The organism is Streptomyces sp. JLSY215 (genome assembly GCF_059682825.1).
This window is the reverse complement of record NZ_CM185022.1, coordinates 7,769,241-7,781,178: the sequence shown is the minus strand read 5'-3', so window position 1 is coordinate 7,781,178 and position 11,938 is coordinate 7,769,241. Positions and strand designations below refer to the sequence as shown.

Genomic DNA, 11,938 nt, shown 5'->3' with positions numbered 1-11,938 from the left:
ATAGGGAGCCACACATGAGCAAGTGGGATGACTTCGTCTCCGAAGTGGAACGCGAGACCTTCAACCGTGGCCCGGAGTGCACGGTGAAGGTCTTCGCCGACGGCCTGGACTCCGACGCCCGCGAAGCCGTCGTGAACGCCATGACCAACCCCAAGCTGACCAGCTCCGGCATCTACCGCGCCCTCCGCGCGCGGGTCGGCGACATCGCACCCAGCACGCACACCATCAACCGGCACCGCCGGGGCGACTGCAAGTGCAGCAGCGACCAGGGGCCGGCATGAACGACTGGGACGGCCTTGCGGAAGACGCGGATGCCTCCACCGAACTCGCCCGCGTCAAAGCCGAACGGGACAGACTCGCGAGGCAGCTGCACGAGACGAAGCACAAGCACGCCGACTACCTGGACACAGTCGACACAGCCGTACGCGACGCCATAGGACGCATCCAGATCCCGCCCGTCCAGCCCGCGCCCCCGGCCGACATCGGAACCCAGGAGGAGTACGCGGTTGCCCTGCTCTCCGATCTTCAGACCGGGAAGCTCACACCCGACTACAACTCCACGGTCGCGCGTGAGCGTGTCATGCGATACGCACAGAAAATCGTGGATCTTGCGGGCATCCAACGACTGCACCATCCAGTCCGCCACTGCGTCGTCCCAATGCTGGGAGACATGGTTGAGGGCGTCGATATCTTCCCCGGGCAGCAGTGGCTCATAGATTCGACGCTCTACGACCAGCTGTTCAACACCACGCCCGCGCTCCTGGCGGACTTCGCGCGTCATCTCCTCGCGCACTTTGAGACCGTCACGGTGTACGCCGTCGACGGAAACCACGGACGAATCGGCCGACGCGGCCAGTTCGGCCCGATGGACAACGCCGACCACATGCTCTACCGCATCCTCGCCCTACTCATGCGCGACGAACCACGGTTCCAGCTCCACATGACCGACCCGCAGGGCGAATGCAACTGGTACCAGGTCATGCAACTCGGCAACTACACGGCCATGTTGATCCACGGCGACCAGATCCGCGGACACTCCGGATTCCCCTGGTACGGCCTCGGCAAGAAGGTGAACGGATGGGGATCGGGCGGGATCCCGGAAAAGTTCCGGGACGTATTCATGGGGCACTACCACCAGTTGGCGCGTATACCCCTGAATCAGAGATCTGTCTGGGTGAACGGGTCTACGGAATCCACGAACACCTACGCCTCCGAATCGCTCGCCGCGCAATCGGAACCTTCACAGTGGTTGCTGTTCGTGGATCCGAATGCAGGGCGGGTTACAGCATCGTACGGCGTTGACCTCAAAGAGGACTCATGAGCGACCACAATCCCCGCCCCGTGGGAGCCCACGCCACTGGCCCCGCCCACTACCAGACGGAACGGGGCCTCCAACCCTGGGACGTCATCGACGCGTTCGGCCTGGACTTCTACCTCGGCAACGTCATCAAGTACGTGCTCCGCGCAGGCAAAAAGGGCCCCGCACTCGATGACCTACGGAAAGCCCAGCACTACATACAGAAGGCCATCGAGAAAGAACACGAACAATGAACGACAACACCCGGTGCTACCTCGTCACCAAGAACGGCGTCACCATCTTCCCCCTGAAGGCGCTGAACCGGATGGTCCACCTGTTCCAGACCTACCGGCCCGGCCCCTGGTACATGCTCGACGAGCAGTTCACGCTGCTCGCCAATCGCGACCAGGCCGCGAAGCAGGTGCCCCTCGCCGATGAAGGCGAACCCCGCGAGTGACGCGATGAACGGCGAGACACCCGAAGAAGAGGGGGTCTGCCCCCACTGCGGGCGGCTCGTACCCCTCACGCCGAAGCTCCGCCTCATAGCCAGCCACCAGACGTACATGTGGCACGAGGGCAAACCCGACTTCATCCCCGCCAAACCTGGCCTCTGCCCAGGGTTCAGGCACTCCCCCGCACTGCCCCCAAACGAGTAAGGCCCCGCCATGCCAGAACCCGACTACGACCACGTAAACGCCGACCTCTTCGTATGGGCTGAAGACGGCCTCGTCGTCATGAGCGTCGGAGAAGCAGACGCCGAGGACGCCGCCACCACCTTCGTGCTCCACGCGGCCGACGCCTACCACCTCGCGCAGACCATCACCGTGGCCGCCATGAAAGCGGAGGAGCTGCTGAAGTGACATCACTGTGCCGCAACGGCCTCCACCGCATGGCCGAAGACAACACCATCCACCGGGCCGACGGGTCCAAGTCATGCCGCGAATGCCGCCGGGCCCGCGACCGGTTCCAACGCAGAGCCCCAGACACCCGCATATCCAAGGTGGAGACCGCAGAGTTCGAAGCCGGCCGCTGGGTGGCGGAAGCAGCCTGCCGCGACGAGAAGGACAAGAACATGTTCTTCGACGCCGCGCAGTGGCACAAAGCCGCCCGGATCTGCGGGGGCTGCCCCGTCAAGCAGCTCTGCCTCGCCACCTACATCGAGGAGCCGTACGGCTACTTCGGCGGGTCGACGCCCGGCCAGCGGAAGCGGATCAGGCGAGCACGCAGGCACGGCAACCCCGACCCGAACACCAGGCCGCCGCGCAAGCCCAAGCCCGCCCTGGCCGACAAGAAGAAGCTCGACCGGGTCAGCTCCCAGACCCGGCAAGAAGTCGTCGACATGTACTCGGCCGGCATGAGCCTGCGCACCATCGAGCGTGACCTCGGGGTGCCCCGCACCACCGTGCGCCGCATCGCCAAGGACGCCGGGATCGAGCGAACCCCGGAGGAACGCCGAGCCATGCAGCTCGAAGCCGCCGCCAACCGGGGCCGCTCCCACATGACGCGCATCATCCTCAAGCTCCTCGACGAGGGCTACACGTCGCAGGAAATCGCCCACGACGCCGGATGCCACATCAACAGCGTCTACCGCGTCAAGCGCGAAATCTGGGGGAAAGAGTGACCGTTCCCAGCAACAACCTGGACGTCGAAGCGTTCAAGGTCGCGGTCAGCAACAGCCGCACGCTGCAGACCGAATCGGTCTGGATCAGCGTCGACAACGAGACCGGGTTCCTCACCCACGAATCCATCGGCCGCTTCATGCAGTTCGCGGCCCGCCTCTACGCCACCGGGTGGGACCTCCACGAATTCGAAGTCACCGACGTGGAACACCGCACAAGGAAGTGACCCGCATGTTCCTGACCACCTTCAACGCCAAGCCGCTCGGCTTCAGCAAGTCCCAGACCGCCAGCCAACAGGTTGCCGAACGCTGCGTCGCCGAAGACGGAGCGTTCTGGACCGACACCGGCAAGCTCATGGTCCCCATCGACGGCCGCATCCGCTTCACCGGCTGGGAAGTCGTCCCGCTGCACCGCATCGAGACCGCCCTCGCCCGCATCGACGGGGCCGTGGCATGAACGACGACCACATCGTTGCCGAGGCCCTCGAAGCGACCCTCAAGCACAGCGAACTCGTGTCCACGGTGCTAGCTAGCTAGCCACGACACCGCCGTGGACCTGCTGACCAGCATCGTCATGGAACAGTCCAAAGCCATCGGCGACCTCCGTGCCCGGATACGGCACCTGGAGCAGTGGCACGAGAGCACCGGGAGCAACGGCCATGGGTGACTACGGGCCCGGCTACTCGCCCCTCAGCAAGGTCAGCGTCCGCCGCTGGTACAAGGCATACGACCCCGACGGCAAATTCAAGGAATGCGTACAGCTCGACCACGAAGCCGTCAAACGGTACGAGGCCAAGGGCTGGACCTTCCAAAAGACCACCTCCGGGGAAGCCCACCTGTGGGTAGATAAGTGAAAGGACACGCGTGGACATCGACGAACTGTTGGCCACCGTTCCCCTCGACGAACACGCCGAAGAAGTCGTCTACCGAATAGCCCAGGACGCCGAAACGCAACAGGTACTGGACCTCGCCCGGTACGAAAAGGTCCGGCACCTCGCCCGGCGCAAAGGCCAAGAACAAGCCGAGCAAGCCGAAAAGCAAGAACAGCGCTGGGGCAGCACCAGACTCAGCGATATCGGCGACCGCCCCACCTACTGGCTATGGCGCCACCGGATCCCCATGGGCGAGATCACCCTCGTCGCCGGCCGCGGCGGAATCGGTAAATCGCTCGTTCTGTGCACCATGACCGCATGGATAACCACCGGCACCATGAAAGGAGAATTCTACGGGCACCCTCGGGACGTCATCTTCGTCGCCAATGAAGACTCCTACGAGAAGACCGTGGTGCCCCGCATGCGAGTCGCCGGGGCAGACCTGAGCCGCGTCCACCGCGTCGATATCGAAATGCCCGACGGCGCATACGGGCGGCTCGTTCTGCCGACCGATTGTGCGCGGCTGTTCGCCGAACCTCACGGATCGGGTTGACCACGCCCGCGTTGGTGAGGATCACCGTCGGGTCGAGCTGCACGGGAACCGCGAAGCCGCCGGAAGAGTCCGTGCCGAGGGTCTGGGCGCGCTCCACCAGGGCGGCGTGCTCCTCGCGCGTCAGGTAGGACGTGGTCCCTGCCTTCACGGCCTTGCCGAAGGCCCGCTCGTACACCGGGTCGCCGGTGACGAGGAACCGCCGGGCGAGGTCGCCCCGCTCGGTGTCGTGCTCGTTCAGGAAGATCTCCATCTGCTCCTGAGCGGCCTCGCGCTTCACCACGCTGGAGAAGCGGGCGCCCTCCACGAAACGCATCGCGTTGTCGTGCATCTTCTGCCGGAAGTCCTCTTCCGAGCGGGACGACGACCGCAGCTCGTTGAGGTCGTGGATGTTCTCCGGCGCCTTGTGGAAGGCCGGCGCGCCGCGGTCGCTGCCCCGCTCCACGGCCTTCGGGGTGTTCGTCGCGAACTGCTTGATCCGCTCGCGGCGCTCCTCGATCGCGTTGATGGACCGCTCCGTGGCCTGGTGCTCGGTCTCCAGGGCGTCCCACTCCGACTGGACTTCGGCGTCCAGCTCCGCGTCGCGGAACTCCTCGCCGATCTCACTCATGCGCGCAGTCAGCTCGCCGAGCCGTGTGCGCAGTTCTTCAAGAGTCTTCATTTTCGGTTCCGCCTTTCGGGGCGCGGGAATGTCGTCCCGCTGTTCGTCTCCTTCGTGGCCCGATGAGGTGCCCGACCGGGCGGCGTCCTCGGGTGTCCCGGCAGCCGCGGAGGTGCCCGCATGGGCGGCGTCCGGCGCCGGAAGTTCGCGTGCCGATGTGTCGGCATTGGGGGTGCGCGTGTCCGCGGCTTCACGCTCGGCGGACGGGGCGGCGGCCTGCTGCTCGTCGTCCACGGCGGTGCGTGCGTATTCCGCGATCAGGCTTTCCCGCTCCTCTGGCGACAGCGACCGCACGGACACGCTGGTCTCTGAGTACGCCGGGAACACCACGGGGCCGGCCTCGAAGAGCTGGACCTCTTTGATGGTGCGCTGAAGCGGGCCGCGATTACCGGGCTCATACAGCAGACGGCCCAGCTCGTCGCCACGAACGAGCTTCGGTGCTGTCACGCCACTCGTCGCGGTTGACCTTGAACCGGAAGGACATGCCGGAGATGGCGCCACCTTCGATGGCCTGCCGGACGGGTTCGACCACCGGGTTGTCGAAAAGCCGCGCCTGGCAGTACAGCCCCTGGTCGTCCTCACGCAGCTCGGCGAACGCTCCGACAGGGGTACTCCCCACCCGTGTGTCGCGGCCGTGATCGAATTGCAGGACGGGCTTGCGCTCCCCGAGGGTCTTCTTGAACGCGCCCCGCGCGATGACCTCGGTAAAGTGCCCCTCCCACGAGTTGATCTCGGTCGGTGTGTCGAATACGGCGGCGTAGCCTTCCATGGTCCGGCCGTCGCCGGTCTGCCCGCCGTCGGTGTCTGTCGCCGCGCGGAAGTCCACGTCCCGGACGCACAGGCGATTCCGATCAGGCTTCATAGGGTTACCTCCTCATGCGTCGGGAGCCGCCGGGGGCGGCTTCTTGCTTCCGGGGGCGGGCTTGTCGGCACCATCTGCGGGGGCCGCAGTGGGGTCGGGCTTGCCGCCCATGACGGTGCCGGGCGGCTGGAGCTGGACGCTGTAGAGGCCCGAGTGCTGCAACAGGCCGATGTCACCGTGCAGCTGTGCCTGCACGATGGAATCCGGCGTGAAGCCCGACTGGATGTAGGCGCTGACGGTCTGGGATTCCAGCTGCCGAATCTCAGCAACCTCGCGCCGGTCCTGTCTCAAGAACGCGATATCGCGGTCGTCGTACCACAGCCGCGAGTTCGGGAACGACCCAACCAGGGGCGAGTACGCATTGGCCAGGGACCGCCACAGGGGGCGCAGCGTGCCATCCGCGAACTGGTTCTTGGCTGCCTTGAAATTCCCATCGTTCAGCGTCGAGCCGTGCATCCCTTCGGCCAGACCGACGATGGTGGGATGGATCCTTGCCGCCGCCGCGATGCGGGTCTCCCCGTGCCCCATGGACGACTTGAAATCCATCTGCTGAAGGTTCGCGCCGATCACCGTCACATCGGCCCCACCAGCAAGGAACATCGTCTCGTGGGCGTGGTCGACACCGCCCTTGGCGCGCATCGCCTCCATGAACTTCTCGAACTGCTCGTTGGTGACCGTCTCCTTGAAGCTGACGGCCAGAGCGGGCGTTGCCGCGTTCTCGAAGAACTTGCCCTTATGCTTCGTGGCCGCCCTGTCCGCCTGAATCTCGCGGAGAACCGGCGTCAGCCACGACATGCCCCGGTACTGCGCCTCGGGGTCCGGAATGGGCGACCAGTGCGCCACGGGCGTCGTTCCGTCCACGAGGTACAGGCGCGCCAGATCGGGATCGCGGCTGCCGCCGGGCCGGTACAGGTAGCCCTGCACATCGGACGCCACCGCCTCATCCGGTGCCGCCGTCAGGATGATGTCCACCCAGTCCGGGCGGAGCCGCCGCAGCCGGCCACCTTCACGCACGACGTAGTGGTTGCCCGCGAGGTCCGCGTCCTGGAGGGCGCGCACCAGCAATTCCCCGGTGTCGCCGTTGGGCCACGGCTTCTCCAGGATCGCCAGCTCCTTGGATCCGAAGAGGTCGCCGGGCCGGCCTGCGTTCAGCTGCTGGTACTGGAAGCGGGCCTCGGAGAAGATCAGCTGGCGGGCGAGCATGCACGCGAACACCACGCCCGACGACTTGTACGCGCCCTGGACGTAGCCGACGAAGTCGTTGTCGATGGTCTCGGTATTCGAGCCGTGCAGCCCCGTCCCCATGATCGGGTAGGAGTTGCCGTTGAAGCTGAACATCTCGGCCCAGTCATCGACGGACAGACGTTCTTCCGTTTTGCCGCCACGGAACAGGGATGACCAAAGCACGGGCGATCACTCCCTGTTCTTCTTGGGCGGCATGTCGATGGGGTCCACGAACGTCAGCGCCAGCAGGGCCGCAGCTCCGGCCCCGATGAGTCCGTACGGGCCGAACTGCCACACCACGCCGACAGCGACCATGGCGTACGCAACAGCCACGGCGACGAGCGTTTCGATTCTCTTCACGTGTCGCCCCTTTCACAGCCAGGCGATAGCCGGCGCGGCCGTCTTCTTCTCATGCACGTGCTTGCGGTACCCCCATGCCGCCAAGGTGGCGGCGACAAGCGGAGAGATGTCCACCGACGATGAACGCTTCGACCACGCCCACGAATCACTCAGGTCCCGCTTGTCCGCTCCGGCCACCGCGGACGTCAGCGGCGGCTGATCCCGGTGCACGAGCGTCGCCCGCTCCCCCTTCCTCGGGATCACCGCCGAATAGAACTCCCCGCAGGCGTGCGCGAACTCCTGCGTGTTGGGTGAGATGACCGTCACCTCAGCGGCCAGCAGTTCATCGACAAACGAGCCCGCCTGGCCCTTCTTGTCGATGACGACCGCTGCGAACCGGCGGGACTTCCACATCGCCAGCACTGCCGGGACGACCCACTGAGTCCCGGGGCGGTGGTCGTACTCCTCGCAGCCTGTGATCTCGACATGGGTGCCGCCGTCCTCGTTGATGCCGGCCGCGGCAATACACGAGTATTTGCGGTCCGGCGACGTGTCGATGGCGAGCACCATGGGCTCAAGGGGCTCCGAGGCTTCGTCGGCCCTGGCCATCCACGAGTCGCGGCCGATGACGCGCCACTCGTCGCCCTCTACCGGCCAGTCCCCAACCCCGAGGCGTTCTTGCGCGAACGTCTCCGGGTCCATCGAGCGGCGTTCCGATTCGACGTGTTCGACCGAAAGCCGGATGCCGAGTGCGGGGTTCGCTTTGGCATATGAGTCAACGGCGTCCGGCGGATCATGGTCCTCGCAATCGGGGGTGCAAAAGTCCGTGCAGGGGTTGATGGACCACTCGGCGTAGAACAGGCGGGGGTCGTCGCCCTTGAGGGCGCGGGCGCGTACCCGGCCCAGCTGGGTGGATTCCTTGTCGCCGGCCGAGCCCGTGTACCAGAGCTGGGCGTTGGGCCGGGCCGACAGTGTCGGCATCAGCGCGCCGACCGCCTGCGACCCGAGGTACATGGCCTCGTCGAGTATCAAGCAGTCGCAGGTGAATCCCCGGCCGCCGCCCTTCGTGCGAGTGCGGAAGCGAAGCCTCTGCCCGTTGCGAAGTTCGATGCCTTCCTCGCCGTGGGACCGCGAGACCCGCTGGACTTCGGCTTCCAGGACGGGGGCGTTCTCGACCAGCATCAAGATCCGCTCGAAGGCTTCCTTGCTGGTGTCGAATTGGTGAGCGCTGTGGATGATCAGCCGCTCACCGAAGAGGAAGAGGCCGGCCAGTTCCCTGGCTTCGAGGAGGGAGCCTTTGCCGTTCTGGCGGCTGACGACCAGGCCCACCTCGAAGGCCGCCCACCGCGGCTCCATGCGGCCCGTGTACGGGTTCCAGTACTCGTCGTTGAGACGGACCGAGCACGCCTGCTCCATGACCCAGATCTGCCACGGGTCCAGCTGAAGGCCGGCGAGCTTGGAGAGGTCGGCTACTTCACGCCCCAGGCTTCCGAGTGCCGGAGGCTGCCCGGCCGCCCTGACGGCGAGGTCCGTGCTTGGTCCCCAAACCGGAAGGTGCTGAAGGCGGGGCCGCTGGTGTCCCATTGCGACGGGCGCGGATGGCGTCAAGGTCGGACACCTCCCCGCTCTGTTCGGGCATGGCCTCGATCTCTTCCATGACCTTCGTCAGGCGCAGCACCAGGGCCGCCGTATCACCGGTCCGCAGCTGCGACATGGCGCACTTCGAGCACCGATTGCCTTCCAGCTCGTGAGCCAGGTAGTCGCGTAGGGCGATGAGTGACCGTCGTCGGTCGCCCGACTGGATGGCTTGTTGCAATGACCCGTGAACCATCGAAGCCTCCATGAACTCGGATCTCGACCAGCCCTCACGCATATCCAGCCCCGGCCCGAGTGCAGGACTTCCGATTCGAGGATCAGAGAGCGTCGATCACAGCCATTCGCTGAATACGTACCCGACCGCCTGTCGGGTCAATTCTTCCTCAATGCGTTGTTGCCGAGCACTGCTCGGGGTGGGCATCGTGTTCTCCTGCGGGGTGTGAGCCCACCATAAAGGGCTACCTCCGGGAAGTGCAGCTATTCCGCCAAACCGCATATCACCAGCGAACCACACAAGCCCCCGCCCATCCCGCATGCCGATCCATACTTCGTCAGGCATAGGCGATAGAAATGTTCGGGCGGCCGTACCGTCCGGACCGAGCAGTACCAGCTGCTTAGGTCCCATTTTGGTCCCTTCCTCAACGCGGCATGGCCAAGCTTGCCAAGGGCTTGAAAGGGCCGCGTCTGCGGCCTGACGGATCGCCGACAGTCCTCTTTCCTTATCCTTGGAAATTCCATGGTGCAAAAAGAGCATTAAAATCGCAAATGCGCACGCGAAGAGGAAACTGCTTAATTTACCTCCGAAGATCGCTATCGCCGCTAACGCAGCCGTAAGGAATGCTGCGCCAATCCCTCCCGAACGAGTCTGCGCCCATTTCTTCGTAGCCTCCAGCTCCGTGCTCACTTCCAGTCGCACGGCCGGTGTCAACTCTGACGCTAGCCTCGCTGTGACCTGGTAGCCGAACTCTTCCGCCAGCATGACGCCCCCCAGTCTCTGCTTTTCCCTCCATTGAACCGCCGAGTGGCCGGGGCGGCTAGAAGTCCGATGAGGTGCAAGGGGGCGCGCGGCGTGCGCGGATGAGGGGTTCCCGGCACGAAAGTGCCGGGAACCCCTCGCGTTGCGGGGGCGGTGGGGGACACTAGTGTCGCCACTCAGTTGGGAGAGCCCGGATGTCCGACCTGGCCACCGTATCCGCCGAAATAGCCCCCTATCTCGCCCTGGCGGCGAACAGTCTGGGCACCTCCGTGCTCGCCGCCGCCCAGGACCGGATCGCCGAACGCACCGTGACCCCCGGCGAGGGCTTTTTCCGCCGCCTGCTGCGCCTCCGCGACACCGCCCTCGGCGACGACCCCGCGCAGCCGCTCTTCAACGCCGACCGCGCCGACGCCTTGGACCGCCTGCTGGACACCCTCGACGGCGGCGAACGCCGGCTGCTCGCCGCCGCCCTGGCCGCCTGGCTGAACTCTTCCGAGCGCGACGCCGACGGCTTCCTTCGGCACGTCGCCCAACTTGCCGCCGACGCCCCGCGGACCATCCACAACGGCCCCACCGCGACCGGCCACATCAGCATGGGAGGCAGCGGACACGACGGCCACACCCCACCCGGCCCGGTTTTCGGCGGCGGCAACGGCGAAGCAGACGAATGGTGAGACAAAGAGCCCTCCTGAAAAACCACAGTAGGCACCGGCCTCATGGGTGACATCGCGAAGAGTGTCCTCGGTGGCGCCTGGACGCTGATCGTCGGCTGGATCCTGCCCACGGCCCTCAACATCGCCGTCTTCTGGATCGTCCTCGCGCCCGGCCTGCGCCACACCGCCCCCATGGCTCGGCTGTGGCCGACGACTGGCGTCGGCACCACGCTGCTACTGCTCTGTGCCTCCCTCTTCCTCGGGCTGGTCCTCAACGCCCTCCAGACGCCCCTGTACCGGATCTTGGAGGGCTACAGCCTGTGGCCTTCCAGAGCATACGCATGGGGATGCCAGCGCCAGCGCGCCACCAAGCGGCTGCTCGCCGACCGCATCGCGCTGCTGCAGCTGGAGCGACGCGCCCTCACCACAGACCCCTTGCCGCCCGCCGACGCCGAAGAACTCGCCCGGCTCCGTGCCGACCCGCGCACCGCCCGTACAGCCCACCAGGATCTTCGGCGCACCGCGGCTCAACGCGCCCTGCTCGGCGAACGGTTGAGCCGCTATCCGGTCGACGACGACCAGATAGCCCCGACGCTCCTCGGGAACGCCATCCGCCGCCTGGAGGAGTACGGCTACGACCGCTTCCGGCTCGACAGCCAGGTGCTATGGAACGAGCTGACCGGCACTGTGCCGGAGCAGATCCGCAGGCAGGCCGAGCTGTCCCGTACCAACGCGGATTTCTTCGTCGCCCTGCTCTACGGGCACGCTGCCCTGGTCGTCTTGTCACTGGGCGCGCTTGCCTGTGCCGGCGGCGAGTCGGTCACGCTGCTGGGCACCGCGGTCGCGCTCGTCCTGCTCCTGCCGCTGTGGTATCGGTGCGCGGTGAACGCCACCGACGAGTGGGCCGCAGCAGTTCGCGCCCTGGTCAACACTGGCCGCAAACCGCTGGCCGAGGCGCTGGGCGTTGTACTGCCGCACCGGCTGGCGGACGAGCGGCGTATGTGGCGGCTGCTATCTACCCTGCACCGCCGCCCCTACCACGAGCGGGCTGCCGCCCTTGACGCGTATCGCATCGCCCCGCCCAGCACGGACGAGCCCGCAGGCGGCGACTCCTAAGAGTTCTGTACCACATCCTCCGGAAAGGTCAGCAGCCTGCTCATCCACTGGAGCGCCGCGGGCAGTTTGCGCCGCCAGGTGGGGAAGTTGTGGCTGGCGCGACGAGTCACCAAGAGTCGATGCGGGAATTGCCGAAGGGCCGGCTGACAGCGGCCGCGTAGCTGGCTGTAGTAC

At 66.0% G+C, this 11,938-nt stretch carries 16 protein-coding genes and 1 pseudogene; 12 read left to right on the top strand and 5 right to left on the bottom strand.

All coding sequences use genetic code 11. The features are described 5' to 3' along the window. The first annotated feature begins 14 nt into the window (after nt 1-14). The 10 genes from AC5677_RS34435 to AC5677_RS34390 all read left to right on the top strand — a co-directional run bounded on the left by AC5677_RS34435 (nt 15) and on the right by AC5677_RS34390 (nt 4,340). Nucleotides 15-281, top strand: coding sequence for a hypothetical protein (locus AC5677_RS34435; RefSeq protein ID WP_497191803.1), 267 nt, complete (start codon nt 15-17; stop codon nt 279-281). Continuing rightward, entirely contained in the window at nt 278-1,321 is a 1,044-nt protein-coding gene (locus AC5677_RS34430) for a hypothetical protein (RefSeq protein ID WP_497191802.1), read from the top strand. Before AC5677_RS34435 ends, AC5677_RS34430 begins: the two co-directional genes overlap by 4 nt. After that, nucleotides 1,318-1,551, top strand: coding sequence for a DUF3310 domain-containing protein (locus tag AC5677_RS34425; protein ID WP_497191801.1), 234 nt, complete (start codon nt 1,318-1,320; stop codon nt 1,549-1,551). The genes AC5677_RS34430 and AC5677_RS34425 overlap by 4 nt, the downstream gene beginning before the upstream one ends. Further along, the gene (locus AC5677_RS34420) at nt 1,548-1,754 is read left to right on the top strand and encodes a hypothetical protein (protein WP_497191800.1); all 207 of its coding nucleotides are present in this window, start codon (nt 1,548-1,550) and stop codon (nt 1,752-1,754) included. The genes AC5677_RS34425 and AC5677_RS34420 overlap by 4 nt, the downstream gene beginning before the upstream one ends. Nucleotides 1,755-1,962: 208 nt before the next feature. After that, nucleotides 1,963-2,157, top strand: coding sequence for a hypothetical protein (locus AC5677_RS34415; protein ID WP_497191799.1), 195 nt, complete (start codon nt 1,963-1,965; stop codon nt 2,155-2,157). 140 nt (nt 2,158-2,297) lie between these two features. Then, complete coding sequence (locus AC5677_RS34410) at nt 2,298-2,918, top strand: WhiB family transcriptional regulator (RefSeq protein ID WP_497191798.1); 621 nt, start codon at nt 2,298-2,300, stop codon at nt 2,916-2,918. Further along, nucleotides 2,915-3,142 carry a hypothetical protein gene (locus AC5677_RS34405; RefSeq protein ID WP_497191797.1) on the top strand — a complete coding sequence of 76 codons (228 nt, stop codon included), beginning with the start codon at nt 2,915-2,917 and terminating at the stop codon, nt 3,140-3,142. The genes AC5677_RS34410 and AC5677_RS34405 overlap by 4 nt, the downstream gene beginning before the upstream one ends. A gap of 5 nt (nt 3,143-3,147) precedes the next feature. Continuing rightward, on the top strand, nt 3,148-3,372 hold the full coding sequence (locus AC5677_RS34400) for a hypothetical protein (protein ID WP_497191796.1): 225 nt from the start codon (nt 3,148-3,150) through the stop codon (nt 3,370-3,372). 202 nt (nt 3,373-3,574) lie between these two features. Continuing rightward, nucleotides 3,575-3,769 carry a hypothetical protein gene (locus AC5677_RS34395; RefSeq protein ID WP_497191795.1) on the top strand — a complete coding sequence of 65 codons (195 nt, stop codon included), beginning with the start codon at nt 3,575-3,577 and terminating at the stop codon, nt 3,767-3,769. A 10-nt stretch (nt 3,770-3,779) separates the two neighbouring features. Further along, nucleotides 3,780-4,340 carry an AAA family ATPase gene (locus AC5677_RS34390; protein ID WP_497191794.1) on the top strand — a complete coding sequence of 187 codons (561 nt, stop codon included), beginning with the start codon at nt 3,780-3,782 and terminating at the stop codon, nt 4,338-4,340. A 952-nt stretch (nt 4,341-5,292) separates the two neighbouring features. On the opposite strand, the pseudogene AC5677_RS34385 reads toward AC5677_RS34390, so the two are convergent. The 5 genes and pseudogenes from AC5677_RS34385 to AC5677_RS34365 form a co-directional block, all read right to left on the bottom strand. Further along, nucleotides 5,293-5,445: pseudogene (locus tag AC5677_RS34385) on the bottom strand (HK97 family phage prohead protease); the annotation flags it as partial. After that, nucleotides 5,393-5,860, bottom strand: coding sequence for an HK97 family phage prohead protease (locus tag AC5677_RS34380; RefSeq protein ID WP_497191793.1), 468 nt, complete (start codon nt 5,858-5,860; stop codon nt 5,393-5,395). The pseudogene AC5677_RS34385 and the gene AC5677_RS34380, both read right to left, overlap by 53 nt. A gap of 12 nt (nt 5,861-5,872) precedes the next feature. Beyond that, nucleotides 5,873-7,198, bottom strand: coding sequence for a phage portal protein (locus AC5677_RS34375; protein WP_497191792.1), 1,326 nt, complete (start codon nt 7,196-7,198; stop codon nt 5,873-5,875). A 75-nt stretch (nt 7,199-7,273) separates the two neighbouring features. Beyond that, complete coding sequence (locus AC5677_RS34370) at nt 7,274-7,444, bottom strand: hypothetical protein (RefSeq protein ID WP_497191791.1); 171 nt, start codon at nt 7,442-7,444, stop codon at nt 7,274-7,276. A 12-nt stretch (nt 7,445-7,456) separates the two neighbouring features. Next, nucleotides 7,457-8,752 carry a terminase large subunit domain-containing protein gene (locus AC5677_RS34365; protein ID WP_497191790.1) on the bottom strand — a complete coding sequence of 432 codons (1,296 nt, stop codon included), beginning with the start codon at nt 8,750-8,752 and terminating at the stop codon, nt 7,457-7,459. A gap of 1,437 nt (nt 8,753-10,189) precedes the next feature. Between AC5677_RS34365 and AC5677_RS34360 the strand changes: the two genes are divergently transcribed. After that, nucleotides 10,190-10,669, top strand: coding sequence for a hypothetical protein (locus tag AC5677_RS34360; protein WP_497191789.1), 480 nt, complete (start codon nt 10,190-10,192; stop codon nt 10,667-10,669). A 42-nt stretch (nt 10,670-10,711) separates the two neighbouring features. Beyond that, a complete protein-coding gene (locus tag AC5677_RS34355) occupies nt 10,712-11,764 on the top strand; it encodes a hypothetical protein (protein ID WP_497191788.1) in 1,053 nt (350 codons plus the stop codon). Nucleotides 11,765-11,938 lie beyond the last annotated feature (174 nt).